The following is a 20,248-nucleotide window of genomic DNA, read 5'->3' on the forward strand; positions in this document are numbered from 1 at the left end:
GTTTTCATTGAAATTATAGTTCATATTTGATATGATAAGACTATGACAAAAAAGAGATTACCCCAGAATAAAGTAAAGAAGAAAAACAATAAAAAACTTGGCATTCTTGTCTTACTTTTGTTTTTCACAATACTAGCACTCGGTAGTGTGATTGCCTATAAAGTGCTGAATAAACAAGCCTTTGAACAAAAAATTGAGAGTCTCAAGAAGGAAAAAGAAGAAGCTTACTCCCAAGGAAGTCAAAAAGAGCATTTCCGCAAAGAGAAATCAGAAATCATCACATATTATCCACTAATTGGAGACAGCCTTATTTCCCCTGTCAAAGATGTCATCGTAAAAGATATCACTGAAAAAGTAGAGGGTAAAGAACAGTTGATTTTTTATTACTCAGAAAAAGGGGATTCCTCTTTAACTGGGGTTGAAAATCGTTTGATAAAAAAACAAGCCTATGACTTGGCCAATTCTAATGTCGTTGAATTAGAAAATACTACTTTAGACCAGCTGTATCTGAAAGAGGACGGCTCTATCTTTACCCTGGATCAATTCTTTACAGACCCATCTACAGCCAAAGAAAAAATCCTTGAGGGTGTTAAGTCAGCTCTCCAAGATAAAAAAATAGAGCAATCAATTGTTGACCAAGTTTCAGCTGATTTCTCAGCTGCAGAATTGTCAAGCTGGAAGTTTGCTTACAAAGATAGTCAATTGGTTCTATATCCAGTCAAAGCAATGACTAATGTAGAAGAAATAGCAATGCCTATTTCAGATTTCTTTGATTATATTCAAACATCCTATCTAACAGAAAAAGATGCTGAACTTTATAAAAAAGTTCAAGCAGAAAAACATAAAAAAGTGGTAGCTCTTACCTTTGATGATGGTCCTGATGGTAATACAACACCACAAGCCTTGGATATCTTAGCTAAGTACAAAATCAAAGCAACCTTCTTTGTCCAAGGGAAAAATATAGCAGGTAATGAAGCTATCCTCAAACGTATGCAGGCTGAGGGGCATGAGGTCGGAAATCATAGTTGGAACCATCCAGTTTTAACACAACTCTCATTAGAAGATGCTAAGAAACAAATTACGGATACAGAATCAGCAATCACTAGTGTTCTCGGAAAGAGTTCAAAATTGATGCGCCCACCATATGGTGCCATCTCAGATGATATCCGTAATAGTCTCGATTTGAGCTTTATTATGTGGGATGTCGATAGCTTAGACTGGAAGAGTAAAAACGAAGCAGCCATTCTAACAGAAGTCCAACGTCAAACGACAGATGGGTCTATCATCCTCATGCACGATATCCATCAAACATCTGTTAACTCATTGCCAAAAGTTATTGAATATTTGCAGGGACAAGGGTATAGCTTTGTTACAGTCTCTGAGTTACTAGGGAATCATGTAAAACCACATGAGATATACTATTCTCGTAACCAATAGTTGAAATTAAATTCCAATATTAGAAAAAAACTAAAAAAGATTATTTTTATCTTGACAAGTAGGAAAAAACTTGATATCATATACAAGATGAGAAAAGCAGAAGTGAGAACTTCTCGCCTTGCGACTAACGTTGTCTGGCCCCTACAGATCAAGTTTCAGAAATGAACTATAATCATGTAGAGCGGATTTGCGTTAGCAAGTCCGCTCTTGTTTTTCTCTAAAATAAAAAAAGAGGTGAAAACCATAGCAAAGCAAGACTTATTCATCAATGATGAAATTCGTGTACGTGAAGTTCGCTTAATCGGTCTTGAGGGCGAACAATTGGGTATCAAACCACTTGGTGAAGCGCAAGCACTTGCGGACGACGCTAATGTGGACTTGGTTCTCATTCAACCTCAAGCTAAACCTCCTGTTGCGAAAATTATGGACTACGGTAAGTTCAAATTTGAGTATCAGAAGAAACAAAAAGAGCAACGCAAAAAACAAAGCGTTGTGACCGTGAAAGAAGTTCGATTGAGCCCAGTTATTGATAAGGGTGATTTCGATACGAAACTTCGCAGTGCTCGCAAGTTCCTTGAAAAAGGGAACAAAGTGAAGGTTTCCATTCGCTTTAAGGGTCGTATGATTACCCATAAAGAGATTGGAGCAAAAGTTTTAGCCGATTTCGCTGAAGCAACTCAAGATATTGCTATCATCGAACAACGTGCTAAAATGGATGGTCGTCAAATGTTCATGCAGTTGGCCCCAGCAACTGACAAGAAATAATCTGTCAGAAAGTTAAAAAAAGGAGAAAATATCATGCCAAAACAAAAAACACACCGCGCATCAGCTAAACGTTTCAAACGTACAGGTTCTGGTGGACTTAAACGTTTCCGTGCTTACACTTCTCACCGTTTCCACGGAAAAACTAAGAAACAACGTCGTCATCTTCGTAAAGCATCTATGGTGCATTCAGGAGATTTCAAACGTATCAAAGCAATGCTTACTCGCTTGAAATAATCGCGTATTTGTAAGTTAACAATTCTAGGAAATATTGGAGGAAATATAAATGGCACGTGTTAAAGGTGGCGTTGTATCACGCAAACGTCGTAAACGTATTTTAAAATTAGCAAAAGGTTACTATGGAGCTAAACACATCTTGTTCCGTACTGCAAAAGAACAAGTAATGAACTCTTACTACTATGCATACCGTGACCGTCGTCAAAAGAAACGTGACTTCCGCAAATTGTGGATCACACGTATCAATGCGGCAGCTCGTATGAACGGACTTTCATACTCACAATTGATGCATGGTTTGAAATTGGCTGAGATCGAAGTTAACCGTAAAATGCTTGCTGACTTGGCTGTTAACGATGCAGCAGCTTTCACAGCTCTTGCAGATGCAGCAAAAGCAAAACTTGGTAAATAATTATTCATAAGACTGGTGCAAGTTTGTTCCAGTCTTTTTTAAACAAAGGAGAAAAGATGGCTTCAAAAATGTTACACACTTGCTTGCGAGTAGAAAATCTTGAAAAATCAATTGCTTTTTATCAAGATGCTTTTGGATTTAAGGAATTGCGTCGTCTGGACTTCCCAGAACACGCTTTTACCATTGTTTATCTAGGTCTTGATGGCGATGATTATGAATTGGAGTTGACTTATAACTACGATCATGGACCTTATGTTGTAGGTGACGGTTTTGCTCACATCGCTCTAAGCACACCGGACCTTGAGGCTCTTCATAAAGAACATAGCGACAAGGGTTACGAAGTGACAAATCCAAATGGACTTCCAGGGACACAACCAAACTATTACTTTGTCAAAGATCCAGATGGATACAAGGTAGAGGTGATTCGTGAAAAATAATAAAAACTCCTCATTTGTCAAATTGAGTTAGACCATTTCACCTGATTCAGAAAAACTTGATAGGAAGGAGTGTAGGTCATTTATGTTAGTTTCTTTCAGACAAATGTGAGAGTTTATCTGAGACTAACATAGATGGCTTTTTCTATCTAGCTTAATGTGACAAATTGGGATATAATAAAAATAACTTAACAAATTAGTGGGAGAAAAAAATGTCAGACCAAAATCCAAATGTAGAGCTAAACAAAGAAGAAGATAAACTAATTGTAGAAAATAATTCGGTAGAAGATATGAAGAATGGTCCAAAAGCAGTTAAGAAACCTTCGGCTCTTCTATCTTTCTCATTTTATTTGGCACTTACCTATATTCTTCTATTTATAACTCTTGCTTTATTTACTGCTCCATGGGGAATTGTATTCTTGATTTTTCTAGGTCCTAATTTAATTACTTACGTTATAGCAACTTTTTTAACTAGGATAGGAATCAAGAAAGTAAATAGAAATTTCTTGTATGCGAGTGCAGGATTTTATTTGCTTTCCGGACTTTTAGCATTCGACCCAGATTGGCAGATGTTTAGGGTTTTTCCTTATCTCTCACTAGTCCTAGTTCTAATCGGGATATTTTTAACGAAAGATACAAGTAACTAAGTTAAAAAAAGCTAAGCGCAACTCTTCTTCGAATTTATTTCATCTCATAAAACCATAGCCTTTAAGGCTGTGGTTTTTTAGTTTCATGATTAGAAAGAAATTGTGCTTCTATTTTTTAAAATGGTATAATAGAAAAAGAAAAAGGGAGGTGAGAAAGAATGATTGCCCAACTGGATACGAAAACTGTCTATAGTTTCATGGAGAGTATGGTTTCAATCAAGAGATATGTCAGCCTTGGGAAAGAATATGGCTATTCATCACTTGGAATCATGGATGAAGATAATCTCTATGGAGCCTATTATTTCATCAAAGAATGCCAAAAACAGGGGATCCAGCCTTTATTAGGCCTTGAGATGACTGTTCATCATAAAGATGAATGGATCAATCTACGTTTTCTAGCCCTGTCAAACCGAGGTTATCAAAACCTGATGAAGCTGTCGTCTCTAAAGATGACAGGTAAAAGAGAATGGGCTGATTTCTCTTCCTACCTTGAAGATATTTGTGTCATTGTTTCTTACTATCCTGAAATTGATTCCTTGGACTTAGGGCATGACTACTATATCGGAGTGTATCCAGATACAGCTCAATCGAATTTTTCTCACCCCATTCTCCCTCTTTATCGTGTTAACTCTTTCGAGTCTGAGGATTTAGAAGATCTACAGATGCTTAAAGCGATTAAAGAGAACGTGACCTTGAGAGAGGTTGATGTTCAATCTCAACAGGGCTTGTTTTTACCTGCTGAACGTCTAGAACAGACTTTTTTAGAGAAGTTCCCAATTACACTGGATAATCTTGCAAGATTGGTCAAGGATACTTCCTACGAGATTGATAGTAGTCTCAAGCTTCCACGTTTCAATCCAGAGAGACCTGCTGTTGAAGAACTTCGGGTAAGAGCTATCAATGGCTTGGAGCAGAAAGGGTTATGGAATCAGGTTTATCAGGTTCGTTTAGAAGAAGAGTTATCAGTGATTCATGATATGGGATTCGATGACTATTTCTTGGTTGTCTGGGACCTCTTACGTTTTGGTCGTTCTCAAGGTTATTATATGGGAATGGGACGCGGATCCGCAGTTGGAAGTTTAGTGGCCTACGCTTTAGATATTACTGGAATTGATCCTGTAGCTAAAAATCTTATCTTTGAGCGTTTCTTGAATCGTGAACGTTACACCATGCCAGATATTGATATTGATATCCCAGATATCTATCGCCCTGAGTTTATTCGTTATGTTCGTGACCGTTATGGTAGTATCCATGCTGCGCAGATTGTCACTTACTCGACCTTTGGAGCCAAGCAAGCCATCCGAGATATTTTTAAACGATATGGTGTACCTGAGTATGAGTTGACAGCTATTACAAAAAAAATTGGTTCTAAAGATACTCTAACGACAGCCTATGAAGGCAATCTAGGTTTTAGACAACTCATTCAGAGTAAGATTGAGTACCAAAAGGCTTTCTCTATTGCCAAAAAGATTGAAGGTTATCCACGACAGACTTCTATCCATGCAGCTGGTGTCGTTATCAGTGATAAAAATCTAACAGACTACATCCCGCTCAAGTATGGAGAGGATATGCTCATTACCCAATATGATGCGCATGGAGTTGAAGGAAATGGCCTGCTCAAGATGGATTTCTTGGGTCTACGAAACTTAACCTTTGCTCAAAAAATGCAGGAGCTCTTATATGAAACTCAAGGTATTTCACTAAGAATTGAGGATATTGATCTTGAAGATAAGGCAACCTTAGCCCTCTTTGCTGCAGGTAAGACCAAGGGAATCTTTCAGTTTGAACAACCTGGAGCTATTCGCTTATTAAAGCGCGTGAAACCAGAAAGCTTTGAAGAAGTAGTGGCAACGACCTCCCTGAACCGACCAGGTGCGAGCGACTATATAGATAACTTTGTTGCCAGAAAACATGGTAAAGAAAAGGTTACGGTTCTGGACCCTGTTTTAGAAGATATTCTAACTCCGACTTATGGTATTATGCTTTACCAAGAACAGGTGATGCAAGTAGCTCAGCGCTATGCTGGTTTTAGCCTCGGGAAAGCCGATATCTTGCGTCGTGCTATGGGGAAAAAGAACGTAGCTGAGATGCACCGAATGGAAGAAAGTTTTATCCAAGGTGCACTTGAAAAAGGCCATAGCAAAGAACAGGCTCAAGAAGTTTTTGCTGTCATGGAAAAATTTGCTGGTTACGGTTTTAACCGTTCGCATGCTTATGCTTATTCTGCCTTAGCCTTTCAACTTGCCTATTTCAAAACACATTTTCCAGCAATCTTCTATCAGGTCATGCTCAATTATGCTAGCGGGGATTATATTCTCGATGCTCTTGAAATGGGCTTTGAACTAGCTCCGCTTTCTATCAATACGGTTCCATATCAAGATAAACTAGCAGATAAGACAATCCATCTAGGACTTAAGACTATCAAGGGAATGCCCCGTGATTTTGCCTATTGGATTATAGAGAATCGTCCTTTTAGCAGTGTCGAAGATTTTATCACACGACTCCCCAAAAATTATCAAAAAATAAGTCTCCTAACTCCATTAGTAGAAGTTGGACTCTTTGATGGATTTGATAAAAATCGTCAGAAGATTTTAGCGAATCTACCAACTTTGTTTATCTTTGTGGAAGAGTTAGGTAGCCTCTTTGCAGATTCTAGCTATAGTTGGACAGATACAGAGGACTTTTCAAATATTGAAAAATTCCAAAAAGAGCAGGATTGGTTAGGTGTTGGAATTAGCCAACACCCATTGCTGGTTTTAGCGAAGAATCCTTTGTATCCAATTGTGAGTTTATCTGAGCTTTCCGAGGGACAGACAGCTACAGTGCTCGTTGAAATTCAGTCTATCCGAGTGATTCGAACTAAAAAAGGTGAAAACATGGCCTTTTTGAAAGTTACTGATAGTAAAACAAGTCTGGAAGTCACTGTTTTTTCTGAACAGTACCGCCAATTTAAAAATCTCTTGCACGAAGGAAGTTTTTATTACCTAAATGGGAAAGTGCAAGCCAGAGATGGTCGTCTTCAATTAGTTTTAAATAATTTAAAAGAGGCAGTGAGTGAGCGTTTTTGGATTCAAGTTCCCAATCATGACCACGATTCTGAAATTTATCATATTTTAGATCAGTACAAGGGACAAATTCCTGTTGTCATTCGTTATGAAAATGAACAAAAAAATATTCTTTTGCCTGGTTATTTAGTTGCAAAAGACGCTGGCTTACAAGAATCTTTAAAACAGATTGTCATGAAAACGATTTATCGTTAAAAATCAATGAAAATAAAAGAATTTTAACTTTAAATATGGTATAATCAGTTAGAATGTTAAAAGAAAAAGGAGCAAAACCAAATGAAACGTATTGCTGTTTTGACTAGTGGTGGGGACGCCCCTGGTATGAATGCTGCCATTCGTGCAGTTGTTCGTCAAGCAATCTCAGAAGGAATGGAAGTTTTTGGTATCTATGATGGATACGCTGGTATGGTTGCTGGTGAAATTTATCCACTTGATGCTGCTTCAGTAGGAGACATCATTTCACGTGGTGGTACTTTCCTTCACTCAGCTCGTTACCCTGAGTTTGCAAAACTCGAAGGTCAACTTAAAGGGATTGAGCAATTGAAAAAACACGGTATCGAAGGTGTCGTGGTTATCGGTGGTGACGGTTCTTATCATGGAGCTATGCGCCTGACTGAGCATGGATTCCCTGCTATTGGACTTCCTGGAACAATCGATAACGATATCGTAGGAACTGACTTTACAATCGGATTTGACACTGCAGTAACAACTGCAATGGATGCAATCGATAAGATTCGTGACACATCATCAAGTCACCGTCGTACTTTCGTTGTTGAAGTAATGGGACGTAACGCAGGTGATATCGCTCTTTGGGCAGGTATTGCAACAGGTGCTGACGAAATCATCATCCCTGAAGAAGGCTTCAAATTTGAAGATATTGTAGCAAGCATCAAAGCTGGATATGAACACGGTAAAAAACACAACATTATCGTTTTAGCAGAAGGTGTCATGTCAGCAGCTGAATTTGGTCAAAAATTAAAAGAAGCTGGCGATACAAGTGACCTTCGTGTTACAGAACTTGGTCACATCCAACGTGGTGGTTCACCAACTGCTCGTGACCGTGTATTGGCATCTCGTATGGGCGCACACGCTGTTAAACTCCTTAAACAAGGAATCGGTGGTGTTGCTGTCGGTATTCGTAACGAGAAAATGGTTGAAAATCCAATTCTTGGTACAGCAGAAGAGGGAGCTTTGTTTAGCCTAACAGCTGACGGTAAGATTGTTGTCAACAATCCTCACAAGGCTGACTTAGAACTAGCCAAATTGAATAAGAGCTTGTCCTAATTTACTTTCATTAACTTAGTTAATCAGACCTAAAAGGTCTAAAAAATAAAGGAGTTTCATAATCATGAATAAACGTGTAAAAATCGTTGCAACTTTAGGTCCTGCGGTAGAAATCCGTGGTGGTAAAAAATTTGGTGATGACGGATATTGGGGTGAAAAGCTTGATGTTGAAGCATCAGCAAAAAACATTGCTCAATTGATTGAAGCAGGAGCTAACACTTTCCGTTTCAACTTCTCACACGGTGACCACCAAGAACAAGGTGAACGTATGGCAACTGTAAAACTTGCTGAAAAACTTGCAGGTAAAAAAGTTGGTTTCCTTCTTGATACAAAGGGACCAGAAATTCGTACTGAATTGTTTGAAGGTGAAGCTAAAGAATATTCATACAAAACTGGTGAAACAATCCGTGTTGCAACTAAACAAGGTATCAAATCAACTCGTGATGTCATTGCATTGAACGTAGCTGGTGCACTTGATATTTTTGATGATGTTGAGGTTGGTCATCAAGTATTGGTTGATGATGGTAAGCTTGGTCTTCGCGTTGTTGAAAAAGATGCTGCTAACCGTGAATTTGTTGTTAAAGTTGAAAACGATGGTATCATTGCTAAACAAAAAGGTGTTAACATCCCTAACACTAAAATTCCTTTCCCAGCCCTTGCTGAACGCGATAACGATGATATTCGTTTTGGTCTTGAACAAGGTATCAACTTCATCGCGATCTCATTCGTACGTACTGCTAAAGACGTGAACGAAGTTCGTGCAATCTGTGAAGAAACTGGTAACGGTCACGTTCAATTGTTCGCTAAAATCGAAAACCAACAAGGTATCGATAACTTGGACGAAATCATTGAAGCTGCTGACGGTATCATGATTGCTCGTGGTGACATGGGTATCGAAGTACCATTCGAAATGGTTCCAGTTTACCAAAAAATGATCATCACAAAAGTGAATGCTGCTGGTAAAGTTGTTATCACTGCAACAAACATGCTTGAAACAATGACTGAAAAACCACGTGCAACTCGTTCAGAAGTATCAGACGTATTTAACGCTGTTATCGACGGAACTGACGCGACTATGCTTTCAGGTGAGTCTGCAAACGGTAAATACCCACTTGAGTCAGTAACAACAATGGCTACAATTGACAAGAACGCACAAACTCTTCTTAACGAATACGGACGTTTGAACTCAGATACTTTCGAACGTAACTCTAAGACAGAAGTTATGGCTTCAGCTGTTAAAGACGCTACTAACTCAATGAATATCAAATTGGTTGTTACCCTTACTAAGACTGGTCACACAGCTCGTTTGATCTCTAAATACCGTCCAAATGCTGATATCTTGGCATTGACATTCGACGAATTGACAGAGCGTGGATTGATGTTGAACTGGGGTGTTATCCCAATGTTGACTGAAGCTCCATCATCAACAGATGATATGTTCGAAATCGCTGAACGTAAAGCAGTTGAAGCAGGTCTTGTAGAATCTGGTGACGATATCGTTATCGTTGCAGGTGTGCCACTTGGAGAAGCTGTTCGTACAAACACAATGCGTATCCGTACAGTACGTTAATCTAACATTAAAAACCTATCATATCAGGCTTTACAGCTTGTATGATAGGTCTTTTTTTGTTTCATAGGGTCCAGAACCCGATTTGTTTAAGAAAAGAAAAAAACTCTCTGGAAAAACCAGAGAGTGTGAGAGGCATCTCCATGTGAGAAACTGGTTCACACAATTTCTCAAGGTCCGCTCCTGCGTTATGACCTCCTTTGCGCAATTGTAGCTTTCGCTACATATCGACTCATCGCAGACTTTATTTTACTATAGAGCCAATACTTTGTCAAGAAAAAAACAGCTCCCCAGATAGGAACTGCTGAATTGATGCTAATTGCCGGGATCGAACCGGCGACCTCATCCTTACCATGGATGCGCTCTGCCTACTGAGCTAAATCAGCTTACTTTGAAAGTATACTATAGATTTAAGCTTTTGTCAATATGCTAATTAGCATGGTAACTCATTGGAAAAGCCCAAGTAATAAACTTGGGCTGTGAAAATTAGACTATTGTAATTGCTCTCTCTTTTTATCTGGGTTCCAAACAAAACTTGCAACAAAGGTAAAGAGGATTGTCAGAATTCCGATTATAATTGCTAGAATCAAGGCAGGGATACGGATGAGCCACCACAGTGGATTTGGTTTTTTATTGTTGTGCCACTGTTTTGTTTCCTCATCCAGGCGTTGAAATTCAGATTGGATGCGGTCTGCAACCATCTCAATTCCCTCATCATTCATCTTTTTAATATCTGATATATCAATCGGATTTCCGAAGTTCATATCAATACGTTCACGGCTGACAAGCCCTTTTAGAGTCATAGGACCAGTATAGGTAACAGGCATGATACGAACCTTAGCCATCTTTGCGATGAGGGCTACACCACCCTTAACATCATTGGAATGACGACTACCACTTGGAAACATAATCAGTGAGCGATTGCTTTTTTTAAGAACATTAATTGGATATTTGATAGCAGAAGAACCTGGGTTATCACGGTCGATAGGGAAAGCACCACACATGCGAATCCACCAACCAAAGATGCGATTTGAAAAGAGTTCTTTTTTTGCCATAAAGACAAATTGCTTTGGTTTTGTTGCAAAAGCCATATAGACTGGATCCCACCAGGTACGGTGTGGCGCAACAAGGATATAGTTTTCATCTAAACTTGGAATTTTTTCAGTATTGTGAAAGTGAGCATTTCCATTGATTGACCATAGAATCAACATAACCAGCCCACGCAGATAAGTATAAAACATGATGTCTCCTTCAGTTTTCTTTCTTTTATTATACCTTATCATACTAGGACAGGCAAATGTTTTTGTTTAGGCTGAATAGCTTTTCATATGAAATTAGAAATATTCAAAAAAAAATGATATGATAGAATTCATGGATAAAAATAAAATTATGGGATTAAGCCAATCAGAAGTCAAAGATCGTCAGAAACAGGGACAGGTCAATGATTTCCAAGCTTCAGCTAGTACTAGTACATGGCAGATTGTGAAGAGAAATGTCTTTACTTTATTCAATGCTTTAAACTTTGCCATTGCCCTAGCGCTCGCCTTTGTTCAAGCTTGGAGCAACCTAGTTTTCTTTGCGGTTATCTGTTTTAATGCATTTTCTGGGATTGTAACTGAGCTACGAGCTAAACATATGGTTGATAAACTCAATCTCTTGAATAAAGAAAAAATTACGACAATTCGTGATGGACAAGAGATCGCTTTGGACCCCGAAGAACTTGTTTTAGATGATGTTATTCGCTTGTCAGCAGGAGATCAGATTCCAAGTGATGCCATTGTATTAGAAGGTTTTGCAGAAGTCAACGAAGCCATGTTAACGGGTGAGAGCGACTTGGTGCAAAAAGAAGTAGAAGACTTAATGTTGTCGGGTAGCTTTCTTGCAAGTGGTTCTGTCTTTGCTCAGGTACATCATGTTGGGGCGGATAACTATGCTGCTAAACTCATGCTTGAAGCTAAGACAGTGAAGCCAATTAACTCTCGTATCATGAAATCGCTAGACCAGTTAGCCGGCTTTACTGGGAAAATCATCATTCCTTTTGGTATTGCTCTCTTGCTTGAAGCCTTGGTCTTAAAAGGTCTGCCACTCAAGTCTTCTGTAGTCAATTCATCTACAGCTCTTTTAGGAATGTTGCCTAAGGGAATCGCCCTTTTGACCATCACCTCTCTCTTAACTGCTGTTATCAAGCTTGGGTTGAAAAAGGTTTTGGTGCAGGAGATGTATTCTGTTGAGACCTTGGCGCGTGTGGATATGCTCTGCTTGGATAAGACAGGGACAATCACCCAAGGGAAGATGCAAGTTGAGACGGTCCTTCCTCTTACTCAAGCTTACGACAAAGATGCCATTGCCAAAATACTAACCAGCTATATGGCACACAGTGAGGATAAAAATCCAACAGCTCAAGCTATTCGAAAGCGTTTTGCGGGAGAGGTAGCTTATCCGATGATTTCTAGCCTTCCATTTTCAAGTGATCGAAAATGGGGAGCAATGGAGTTGGAAGGTCTAGGAACTGTTTTCCTAGGCGCACCGGAGATGTTGTTGGATGCTGAAGTTCCTGAAGCTAGAGAAGCTCTTGAACGAGGATCTCGTGTCTTGGTGTTAGCGCTCAGTCAAGAAAAACTTGACCATCACAAGCCACAAAAGCCATCTGATATTCAGGCTTTGGCTTTGCTTGAGATTCTAGATCCGATTCGAGAAGGTGCTGCTGAGACGCTAGACTATCTTCGTTCTCAGGAAGTGGGATTGAAAATTATCTCTGGTGATAATCCAGTCACTGTTTCAAGTATTGCCCAAAAAGCAGGTTTTGCAGACTATCAGAGCTATGTAGATTGTTCGAAAATTAATGATGAAGAATTGATAGCCATGGCTGAAGAAACAGCCATTTTCGGACGTGTCTCGCCTCATCAAAAGAAACTCATCATCCAAACTCTGAAAAAAGCAGGACATACTACAGCAATGACAGGGGACGGTGTCAATGATATCCTTGCTCTTCGTGAGGCAGACTGTTCTATCGTGATGGCAGAGGGAGATCCAGCGACTCGTCAGATTGCAAATCTGGTCCTCTTGAATTCAGATTTCAATGATGTTCCTGAGATTCTCTTCGAAGGTCGTCGTGTGGTCAATAACATTGCCCACATTGCTCCGATTTTCTTGATTAAGACAATCTATTCCTTCTTGCTAGCAGTTATCTGTATTGCCAGTGCTTTGTTGGGACGTACTGAATGGATTTTGATTTTCCCATTCATTCCGATTCAGATAACTATGATTGACCAGTTCGTGGAAGGATTCCCACCGTTTGTATTAACTTTTGAACGAAATATCAAACCTGTGGAACAAAACTTCCTCAGAAAATCCATGCTTCGAGCTTTACCAAGTGCCTTGATGGTAGTCTTTAGTGTTCTCTTTGTTAAAATTTTTGGAACCAGTCAAGGCTGGACAGCCATTGAAATTTCGACACTTCTGTATTATCTATTGGCATCGATTGGTTTCATGTCTGTAGTTAGAGCTTGCTTGCCATTTAGTCTGTGGCGTGTGCTATTGATTATTTGGTCAGTTGGAGGTTTCCTTGGGACAGCTCTATTCCCAAGAATCCAAAAATTGCTTGAAATTTCAACACTTACAGGTCAAACATTGCCTATCTATGGCATTATGATGCTCGTCTTTATTGTGATTTTCATACTTACAAGTCGTTATCAAGTTAAAAGATAAAGAAAGACTGCAATCCATGATTGCGGTCTTTTTTAGGTGCAGGATTGCCAGATAAAATATGGTATAATAAAGGGAAATAGAGTTTTTGAAAGTGAGAGAAGATGATTTCAAAGAGATTAGAAACAGTAGCTTCTTTTGTTCCCAAAGGAGCTGTTTTACTGGATGTCGGTAGCGACCATGCTTATTTACCTATTGAATTAGTTGAAAAAGGTCATATTGAAGCTGCCATCGCGGGTGAAGTTGTAGAGGGACCCTATCAATCTGCAGTTAAAAATGTTGAAAGTCATAGCTTGACTGAGAAAATTCAGGTTCGTTTAGCCAATGGTTTAGCAGCTTTCGAAGTAAGTGATCAGGTCTCTGTTATCACTATTGCAGGAATGGGTGGTCGTTTGATTGCTACGATATTAGAAGAGGGTTTGGACAAACTAGCCAATGTTGAGCGATTGATTCTTCAACCTAATAATCGTGAAGATGAGTTACGTAGTTGGTTACAAGAGCATGGATTTCAGATTGTAGCTGAAAGTATTTTAGAGGAAGCTGGAAAATTTTACGAGATTCTAGTAGTGGAAGCTGGGAAAATGAATTTATCAGCTAGCGATATCCGTTTTGGTCCTTTTCTATCTAAAGAACTTAGCTCCGTATTTGTCCAAAAGTGGCAAAGAGAAGCAAGTAAGCTCGAATTTGCGCTTAGTCAAATCCCAGAAAAAAATCATGAAGAACGTCAAGTTTTAGTATATAAAATTCAAGCCATCAAGGAGGTGCTCCATGAAAGCAAGTGAAGTGATTAAGCGTTATGAAACCTATTGTCCCCAAGGATTTTCTATGGAAGGCGATAGTCGTGGTCTGCAGATTGGTACTTTAGACAAGGACATCCAGAAAGTAATGGTTGCCCTTGATATACGTGAAGATACAGTGGCAGAAGCTATTGAAAAGGGTGTAGATTTGATTATCGTTAAGCACGCGCCTATCTTTCGTCCTATCAAGGACTTGGTAGCTAGTCGCCCTCAAAATCAGATTTATATTGATCTTATCAAGCGTGATATTGCAGTCTACGTTAGCCATACTAATATTGATATTGTTGAAAACGGCCTTAATGACTGGTTCTGCCAACTATTGGATATTAAGGATACAACTTTTCTACAGGAAACAGGTCCTGAACGTGGCATCGGGCGTATTGGCAATATTAAACCTCAAACATTTGAAGAATTTGCTAGTCATGTTAAGGAAGTATTTGGTCTAGATAGCCTTCGTATGGTGTGTTATAAAGAGACTGATTTGCAAAAAATAATCTCAAGAGTAGCTATTTGTGGTGGTAGTGGGCAGTCCTTCTATTCTGATGCAATAGCCAAAGGAGCTCATGTTTACATTACTGGTGACATCTATTACCACACTGCCCAAGATATGTTGTCAGACGGCTTGTTGGCTCTGGATCCAGGCCACTATATTGAAGTTCTCTTTGTTGAAAAAATTGCAGCGTTCCTGAATGAATGGAAGGAAGAGAATGCTTGGTCTCTAGAGGTTATCGCGAGTCAAGCGTCCACCAATCCATTCCATCATATCTAGTTAGAAGGTAAAGACAATGAAAAAAGTTGCCATTGTAGGTGCAGGAATTGTAGGGGCCACAGCTGCCTACTATCTTTCTAAGGAAGCTGATATCGAAGTAACTGTTTTTGATTTTGGACACGGCCAAGCAACCAAGGCCGCGGCAGGAATTATTAGTCCCTGGTTTTCTAAACGACGCAATAAGGCTTGGTATAAGATGGCGCGCCTAGGAGCTGATTTCTATGTAGATTTATTAGCTGACCTAGAAAAATCGGGTCAAAAAGTTGATTTTTACCAAGGTTCTGGTGTCTTTCTTCTTAAAAACGATGACTCTAAGCTAGAGGAGCTCTATCAACTGGCTCTGCAACGTAGAGATGAATCTCCCTTGATTGGAGAATTAGCCATTTTGGACCAAGCGACTGCTAGTAACTTATTTCCCGGTCTTGAGGGATTTGAACGTTTACTCTATGCTTCTGGTGGAGCTCGAGTAGATGGGCAACTCCTAGTGAGTCGCTTACTGGGAGCCAGTCAAGTGAAGGTCATAAATAAAGAGGTCAGTCTAACCCCTCTATCATCGGGCTATCAGATAGACAATCAAATGTTTGACCAAGTCATCTTATCCACAGGAGCTTGGCTTGGCCACATCTTAGATCCCTTAGGATATGAGGTAGACGTTCGTCCTCAAAAGGGGCAACTCCGAGATTATCAAGTGCCACAAGACATGGGAGCTTATCCTGTAGTTATGCCGGAAGGTGAGTGGGATTTGATACCATTTCCCGGCGGTAAATTATCTCTAGGAGCTACCCATGAAAATGACATGGGATTTGACCTAGCAGTTGATGAGAATTTGCTCCACCAAATGGCTGAAGCAGCAAGTTCGTTTTATCCTAGCTTAAAAGATGCAATGATAAGTGGTGAACGTGTGGGGATTCGTGCTTATACGAGTGATTTTTCGCCGTTTTTCGGAAAAGTGCCAAACTTGTCAGGAGTATTTGTTGCGAGTGGATTAGGATCGTCAGGATTGACAACTGGACCCATTATAGGCTATCACCTAGCCCAAATGCTTCAAGGGGAAAGTGGAGTCTTGGATCCAGCGGATTATCCGACTGAAAGATATATTAAAGAGAAATAATCGTAAACTTTTTACCTAGTTTTTACGATAGGATTAGGATAGCAAATGACTTTCCTTATCAAAAATGGTAAAATGAAAAAAATAATTCAAGAATAGAGGAAAAATGATGCAAGAAAAGATTTTGGTAACAGGTGGAGCAGGTTTTATCGGAACTCACACTGTCATCGAACTGGTCCAAGCTGGACATCAGGTTGTTGTGGTGGATAACTTGGTCAACAGTAGCCGTAAAAGTTTAGAAGTAGTGGAAAGAATTACAGGAGTTGAGATTCCTTTTTATGAAGCTGATATCCGAGATACGGATACACTTCGCGATATTTTCAAACATGAAGAGCCAACAGGTGTGATTCATTTTGCTGGTTTGAAGGCAGTTGGTGAGTCAACTCGTATCCCTCTTGCCTACTATGATAACAATATTGCTGGTACAGTTAGCCTTTTGAAGGCAATGGAAGAAAACAACTGTAAGAACATTATCTTCAGTTCTTCAGCAACAGTTTATGGAGATCCACATACTGTTCCAATCCTAGAAGATTTCCCACTTTCAGCTACCAACCCTTATGGCCGTACCAAGCTTATGCTGGAAGAAATCTTGACAGATATCCATAAAGCAGATTCAGAGTGGAACGTTGTCTTACTTCGTTACTTCAACCCAATTGGTGCGCATGAGAGTGGTGATTTAGGTGAAAATCCAAACGGTATTCCAAACAACCTTTTGCCATATGTGACACAAGTCGCAGTTGGCAAGTTAGAACAAGTTCAAGTCTTCGGAGATGACTACGATACTGAAGATGGAACAGGTGTTCGTGACTATATCCACGTCGTTGACCTGGCCAAAGGGCACGTTGCCGCCCTTAAGAAGCTTCAAAAAGGCTCAGGACTCAATGTGTATAACCTTGGGACTGGAAAAGGCTACTCAGTTCTTGAAATTATCCAAAATATGGAAAAAGCTGTTGGACGCCCAATTCCATACCGTATTGTTGAACGTCGCCCTGGTGATATTGCAGCTTGCTACTCAGACCCAGCAAAAGCTAAGGAAGAGCTAGGTTGGGAAGCTGAACTTGGTATTACAGAAATGTGTGAAGATGCCTGGCGTTGGCAAAGCAAGCATCCAAATGGATTTGAAGACTAATCGTTTGATTAAATAAAAAAAGAGGAAGTAATTCCTCTTTTTTTATAACTCTATATGTGGTTGAAATAAAAAATTTGATTAGTGCTTAAGTGATAGAAAAATGTCTTAAAAGAACGGTTTATTTATTATTGAAATGTTAGAACAAATAAAAGTAAAATTGTATAAAAATAGCTAGCAAAAGACTATAATTTTCTAGAAAAATATGCTAAACTAGAAGGAGTGGAAAATGGAGATTTATGTTCCACTAAAATTTAAGATTCATCTATAATCAGAGCACGAGTAGGGCAATTTTTAACGGCTTCTAAAATGTCGTCGTTGCAAGCAATTTCTCGCTCTAATTGCTCAGATTCATCGTAAAAACGGACGATACCATTATCATGGTAATCAAATAATTCTGAATAAGTTTGGCAGAGCCCACAAGCGATGCAACGTTCAGGTATAAGTCTAATCTTCATATTTATATTGTAATAAGAAACTAAAAAAAACTCAAGGAGTAAGGTATGGAAAAGGAACCGTGGCAAGAAGATATTTATGAAAACCAAGAGGAGGAATCAAGAACAGAGCGTCGTCAACGAAACAAAAAAGGTTCAGGTGTCGTGGCGAATCGTATTTTAACTATTTTGGCTGTTCTTTTCTTTGTCATTGTTGTTGGTATGGTAGTTGTATTAGTCTACTTGTCATCAGGTGGAAGCGACCGTACTTCAGCTCTGAAAGATTTTTATGATTCTTCAGCTCCAAAAGTAGAAGAAGTTACAACAGTGGCTACAACTACTCAGTCAACAGAGACAACTGAAGCAAAAACAAACCAACAAGAGCATACAGAGGCGCATACTGACTCTGAAGGAACAATCACAGTCTTACCAGGAGAAGGTGAAGCAGCCATTGCAGCTCGTGCTGGAATCTCTATTGCTCAACTTGAAGCCTTGAATCCTGGTCATATGTCTTCAGGAACTTGGTTTGCAAATCCTGGTGATGTCCTTAAGACAAGATAGGAGAGACAATGAAAACAATTCAGATTGCTATTGATGGACCAGCTTCAAGTGGTAAAAGTACAGTAGCTAAAATCATTGCTAAGGACTTTGGCTATACTTATCTGGATACGGGCGCTATGTATCGTGCAGCGACTTACATCGCATTGAAAAACCAAATTAGCCCAGATGAGCCATCTCAACTTCTTGAATTATTGGAACAATACCCGATTAGTTTTGGCCGCGCTGAAACAGGAGAACAGCTTGTTTTTGTTGGAGATGTTGATGTAACAAATCCAATCCGTGAAAATGAAGTAACTAATGCTGTTTCTGCCTTTGCGGCGATTCCAGCCGTTCGTGAAAAATTAGTAGCCCTCCAGCAAGAAATTGCCCGACAAGGTGGTATTGTCATGGATGGTCGCGATATTGGAACAGTAGTCTTGCCTCAGGCTGAATTGAAGATTTTTCTAGTAGCATCTGTAGATGAGCGTGCGGAACGTCGTTATAAGGAAAATCTTTCAAAGGGAATCGAAACAAATTTGGAAACTTTGAAGGAAGAGATTGCTGCGCGTGACTATAAAGATAGTCATCGTGAAACTTCACCTCTCAAGCAAGCTGAGGATGCAATCTATTTGGATACGACTGGCCTCTCTATTTTAGAAGTTGTTGAAAAAATTAAATCAGAAGCTCAAAAACATTTATAAGAACTATAAAACGATGAACTGAATTTCGGTTTGTCGTTTTTTATCATAATTTGTCAAATAGTCTGTTTTAAGGTATAATAGTTGCTGTTGAAGAAAATTTGACAATCAAATAATCATAAATTTTTTTAAGGAGATAACATGAGTCAATTACCAAATTGCCCAAAATGTAATTCAGAATATGTATATGAAGATGGCGCACTTCTAGTTTGTCCAGAATGTGCTTACGAGTGGAATCCTGCTGAGCAAGCAGAAGTTGAAGAAGGCATTGTTGCCATCGATGCAAATGGGAACAAACTAGCTGATGGAGATACAGTAACCTTGATTAAAGATTTGAAGGTTAAAGGGGCTCCTAAAGACCTCAAACAAGGAACTCGTGTGAAAAACATCCGTATTGTTGAAGGTGACCACAACATTGACTGTAAGATTGATGGTTTTGGTGCTATGAAGCTTAAATCAGAATTTGTGAAGAAGATTTAATCATGATTAAAAATGAAAAAGTAATATTTTATAGTCGTATCTTTTTATTTATAGCAGCCTTTACCGGTGTATACTTGGAGATTACCAAACGCGGTGGTTTAGGGATGTTGCTATACTACACAGTACTTTCTAACCTTTTGGTTGTACTTTTTACAGGTTATCTTTTGTTAAAGATGCGTAGTGGCGGTGATAGTTGGCAGAGTTCTGGTATTCTACGTCTCAAAGGTAGCGTCACTATGAGTATTATGATTACTTGTGTCATCTATCATTTCATGCTAGCTCCCTTGACGACAGATTTTTACCGTTTAGAAAATTTCCTTTGCCATTATATTGTCCCTCTCTGGTTTTTAGCAGATACAATTATTTTTGATAAGAGTCGTCAATATAAGTTAGTTGATCCCATGCTTTGGACTAGCCTTCCTTTGCTTTATATGATTTTTGCCCTCTTAAACGGTTTTGTTCTAAAGATGGATGTTCCTAATGCTAAGGATAGTCCCTTCCCTTATTTCTTTTTGAATGCTACCAAACATGGTTGGGGCTTTGTCTTTAAATGGGCGGCAACTATTTTTGTTGCCTACATGGTTTCAGGATATCTCTTTTATCTTGTGAAAAGTATTAAAAAATCTAAGAAATAAAAGTACCCAATGTGGGTGCTTTTTTTGTGATAGAGATAATTGTACCCGGACAAATCGATTTATTTTATCTTGTTATGCAGTCTTTTATACCTTACAATAAAACTGTAGCTACCA

Annotated in this window: 20 protein-coding genes, 1 tRNA gene and 1 other annotated feature; of the genes, 18 read left to right on the plus strand and 3 right to left on the minus strand. The window is 39.2% G+C overall.

Translation table 11 applies throughout. The features are described 5' to 3' along the window. Positions 1-42: 42 nt before the first annotated feature. The 9 genes from pgdA (at position 43) to pyk (ending at position 9,845) form a co-directional block, all read left to right on the plus strand. Positions 43-1,437 carry a peptidoglycan-N-acetylglucosamine deacetylase PgdA gene (gene pgdA, locus QM857_RS06660; protein WP_414275462.1) on the plus strand — a complete coding sequence of 465 codons (1,395 nt, stop codon included), beginning with the start codon at positions 43-45 and terminating at the stop codon, positions 1,435-1,437. Between the two features lie 88 nt (positions 1,438-1,525). Next, positions 1,526-1,656, plus strand: a sequence feature (ribosomal protein L20 leader region). A gap of 15 nt (positions 1,657-1,671) precedes the next feature. Continuing rightward, the gene (infC, locus tag QM857_RS06665) at positions 1,672-2,202 is read left to right on the plus strand and encodes a translation initiation factor IF-3 (RefSeq protein ID WP_004253871.1); all 531 of its coding nucleotides are present in this window, start codon (positions 1,672-1,674) and stop codon (positions 2,200-2,202) included. Positions 2,203-2,235: 33 nt separating this feature from the next. Beyond that, complete coding sequence (gene rpmI / locus QM857_RS06670; protein WP_001125942.1) at positions 2,236-2,436, plus strand: 50S ribosomal protein L35; 201 nt, start codon at positions 2,236-2,238, stop codon at positions 2,434-2,436. 49 nt (positions 2,437-2,485) lie between these two features. Further along, positions 2,486-2,845, plus strand: a complete 360-nt coding sequence (gene rplT, locus QM857_RS06675; protein ID WP_000124834.1) for a 50S ribosomal protein L20 — start codon at positions 2,486-2,488, stop codon at positions 2,843-2,845. Positions 2,846-2,901: 56 nt separating this feature from the next. Then, on the plus strand, positions 2,902-3,282 hold the full coding sequence (locus QM857_RS06680) for a VOC family protein (protein ID WP_004253875.1): 381 nt from the start codon (positions 2,902-2,904) through the stop codon (positions 3,280-3,282). Between the two features lie 209 nt (positions 3,283-3,491). Then, complete coding sequence (locus tag QM857_RS06685; protein ID WP_414262080.1) at positions 3,492-3,926, plus strand: hypothetical protein; 435 nt, start codon at positions 3,492-3,494, stop codon at positions 3,924-3,926. A gap of 158 nt (positions 3,927-4,084) precedes the next feature. Then, positions 4,085-7,186 carry a DNA polymerase III subunit alpha gene (locus tag QM857_RS06690; protein WP_414275463.1) on the plus strand — a complete coding sequence of 1,034 codons (3,102 nt, stop codon included), beginning with the start codon at positions 4,085-4,087 and terminating at the stop codon, positions 7,184-7,186. 81 nt (positions 7,187-7,267) lie between these two features. After that, positions 7,268-8,275, plus strand: coding sequence for a 6-phosphofructokinase (gene pfkA / locus QM857_RS06695; RefSeq protein ID WP_414275464.1), 1,008 nt, complete (start codon positions 7,268-7,270; stop codon positions 8,273-8,275). A gap of 64 nt (positions 8,276-8,339) precedes the next feature. Next, a complete protein-coding gene (pyk, locus tag QM857_RS06700; protein WP_414275465.1) occupies positions 8,340-9,845 on the plus strand; it encodes a pyruvate kinase in 1,506 nt (501 codons plus the stop codon). A 310-nt stretch (positions 9,846-10,155) separates the two neighbouring features. Here pyk and QM857_RS06705 read toward each other — a convergent pair. Together QM857_RS06705 and QM857_RS06710 are read right to left on the minus strand one after the other, a co-directional pair. Beyond that, a tRNA-Thr gene (locus tag QM857_RS06705) sits at positions 10,156-10,228 on the minus strand. Between the two features lie 105 nt (positions 10,229-10,333). After that, positions 10,334-11,083, minus strand: a complete 750-nt coding sequence (locus QM857_RS06710) for a lysophospholipid acyltransferase family protein (RefSeq protein ID WP_006152498.1) — start codon at positions 11,081-11,083, stop codon at positions 10,334-10,336. 130 nt (positions 11,084-11,213) lie between these two features. On the opposite strand from QM857_RS06710, the gene QM857_RS06715 reads away from it, so the two are divergent. The 5 genes from QM857_RS06715 to galE all read left to right on the plus strand — a co-directional run bounded on the left by QM857_RS06715 (position 11,214) and on the right by galE (position 17,350). Then, positions 11,214-13,550: a cation-translocating P-type ATPase gene (locus QM857_RS06715; protein ID WP_414275466.1), complete on the plus strand. Its 2,337-nt coding sequence runs from the start codon at positions 11,214-11,216 to the stop codon at positions 13,548-13,550. Between the two features lie 101 nt (positions 13,551-13,651). Continuing rightward, the gene (locus tag QM857_RS06720; protein WP_414275467.1) at positions 13,652-14,329 is read left to right on the plus strand and encodes a tRNA (adenine(22)-N(1))-methyltransferase; all 678 of its coding nucleotides are present in this window, start codon (positions 13,652-13,654) and stop codon (positions 14,327-14,329) included. Then, entirely contained in the window at positions 14,316-15,113 is a 798-nt protein-coding gene (locus QM857_RS06725; RefSeq protein ID WP_414275468.1) for a Nif3-like dinuclear metal center hexameric protein, read from the plus strand. Before QM857_RS06720 ends, QM857_RS06725 begins: the two co-directional genes overlap by 14 nt. 16 nt (positions 15,114-15,129) lie before the next feature. Next, complete coding sequence (locus QM857_RS06730) at positions 15,130-16,224, plus strand: NAD(P)/FAD-dependent oxidoreductase (RefSeq protein ID WP_414275469.1); 1,095 nt, start codon at positions 15,130-15,132, stop codon at positions 16,222-16,224. A 106-nt stretch (positions 16,225-16,330) separates the two neighbouring features. Continuing rightward, positions 16,331-17,350 carry a UDP-glucose 4-epimerase GalE gene (galE, locus tag QM857_RS06735; protein WP_303407143.1) on the plus strand — a complete coding sequence of 340 codons (1,020 nt, stop codon included), beginning with the start codon at positions 16,331-16,333 and terminating at the stop codon, positions 17,348-17,350. Between the two features lie 251 nt (positions 17,351-17,601). Here the strand turns inward: galE and QM857_RS06740 are convergent, their stop codons facing one another. Then, positions 17,602-17,805 carry a ferredoxin gene (locus QM857_RS06740; protein WP_006148835.1) on the minus strand — a complete coding sequence of 68 codons (204 nt, stop codon included), beginning with the start codon at positions 17,803-17,805 and terminating at the stop codon, positions 17,602-17,604. Between the two features lie 45 nt (positions 17,806-17,850). Here QM857_RS06740 and QM857_RS06745 point away from each other — a divergent pair, with 45 nt between their 5' ends. From QM857_RS06745 to QM857_RS06760, 4 genes are all read left to right on the plus strand, one after another. Further along, positions 17,851-18,342 (plus strand): SAG1386/EF1546 family surface-associated protein, encoded by a 492-nt coding sequence (locus QM857_RS06745; protein ID WP_414275470.1) that lies wholly within the window; start codon positions 17,851-17,853, stop codon positions 18,340-18,342. Between the two features lie 8 nt (positions 18,343-18,350). After that, positions 18,351-19,022, plus strand: a complete 672-nt coding sequence (gene cmk, locus QM857_RS06750; protein WP_414275471.1) for a (d)CMP kinase — start codon at positions 18,351-18,353, stop codon at positions 19,020-19,022. 138 nt (positions 19,023-19,160) lie between these two features. Beyond that, positions 19,161-19,499 carry a zinc ribbon domain-containing protein YjdM gene (locus QM857_RS06755; protein ID WP_004253903.1) on the plus strand — a complete coding sequence of 113 codons (339 nt, stop codon included), beginning with the start codon at positions 19,161-19,163 and terminating at the stop codon, positions 19,497-19,499. Between the two features lie 2 nt (positions 19,500-19,501). After that, entirely contained in the window at positions 19,502-20,134 is a 633-nt protein-coding gene (locus tag QM857_RS06760; protein ID WP_414275472.1) for a Pr6Pr family membrane protein, read from the plus strand. Positions 20,135-20,248: the final 114 nt, after the last annotated feature.

The organism is Streptococcus infantis, from assembly GCF_047463315.1.
In the GTDB taxonomy this organism is placed as follows: domain Bacteria; phylum Bacillota; class Bacilli; order Lactobacillales; family Streptococcaceae; genus Streptococcus; species Streptococcus infantis_AB.

What these genes read in the sequence shown, in the direction of transcription:
- QM857_RS06740 (WP_006148835.1), bottom strand. Translation starts at nt 17,805, where the DNA reads ATGAAGATTAGACTTATACCTGAACGTTGCATCGCTTGTGGGCTCTGC.
- rpmI (WP_001125942.1), top strand. Translation starts at nt 2,236, where the DNA reads ATGCCAAAACAAAAAACACACCGCGCATCAGCTAAACGTTTCAAACGT.
- QM857_RS06730 (WP_414275469.1), top strand. Translation starts at nt 15,130, where the DNA reads ATGAAAAAAGTTGCCATTGTAGGTGCAGGAATTGTAGGGGCCACAGCT.
- cmk (WP_414275471.1), top strand. Translation starts at nt 18,351, where the DNA reads ATGAAAACAATTCAGATTGCTATTGATGGACCAGCTTCAAGTGGTAAA.
- pfkA (WP_414275464.1), top strand. Translation starts at nt 7,268, where the DNA reads ATGAAACGTATTGCTGTTTTGACTAGTGGTGGGGACGCCCCTGGTATG.
- QM857_RS06715 (WP_414275466.1), top strand. Translation starts at nt 11,214, where the DNA reads ATGGATAAAAATAAAATTATGGGATTAAGCCAATCAGAAGTCAAAGAT.
- QM857_RS06720 (WP_414275467.1), top strand. Translation starts at nt 13,652, where the DNA reads ATGATTTCAAAGAGATTAGAAACAGTAGCTTCTTTTGTTCCCAAAGGA.
- QM857_RS06725 (WP_414275468.1), top strand. Translation starts at nt 14,316, where the DNA reads ATGAAAGCAAGTGAAGTGATTAAGCGTTATGAAACCTATTGTCCCCAA.
- pgdA (WP_414275462.1), top strand. Translation starts at nt 43, where the DNA reads ATGACAAAAAAGAGATTACCCCAGAATAAAGTAAAGAAGAAAAACAAT.
- QM857_RS06760 (WP_414275472.1), top strand. Translation starts at nt 19,502, where the DNA reads ATGATTAAAAATGAAAAAGTAATATTTTATAGTCGTATCTTTTTATTT.
- galE (WP_303407143.1), top strand. Translation starts at nt 16,331, where the DNA reads ATGCAAGAAAAGATTTTGGTAACAGGTGGAGCAGGTTTTATCGGAACT.
- QM857_RS06710 (WP_006152498.1), bottom strand. Translation starts at nt 11,083, where the DNA reads ATGTTTTATACTTATCTGCGTGGGCTGGTTATGTTGATTCTATGGTCA.
- QM857_RS06755 (WP_004253903.1), top strand. Translation starts at nt 19,161, where the DNA reads ATGAGTCAATTACCAAATTGCCCAAAATGTAATTCAGAATATGTATAT.
- QM857_RS06745 (WP_414275470.1), top strand. Translation starts at nt 17,851, where the DNA reads ATGGAAAAGGAACCGTGGCAAGAAGATATTTATGAAAACCAAGAGGAG.
- QM857_RS06685 (WP_414262080.1), top strand. Translation starts at nt 3,492, where the DNA reads ATGTCAGACCAAAATCCAAATGTAGAGCTAAACAAAGAAGAAGATAAA.
- QM857_RS06690 (WP_414275463.1), top strand. Translation starts at nt 4,085, where the DNA reads ATGATTGCCCAACTGGATACGAAAACTGTCTATAGTTTCATGGAGAGT.
- QM857_RS06680 (WP_004253875.1), top strand. Translation starts at nt 2,902, where the DNA reads ATGGCTTCAAAAATGTTACACACTTGCTTGCGAGTAGAAAATCTTGAA.
- pyk (WP_414275465.1), top strand. Translation starts at nt 8,340, where the DNA reads ATGAATAAACGTGTAAAAATCGTTGCAACTTTAGGTCCTGCGGTAGAA.
- rplT (WP_000124834.1), top strand. Translation starts at nt 2,486, where the DNA reads ATGGCACGTGTTAAAGGTGGCGTTGTATCACGCAAACGTCGTAAACGT.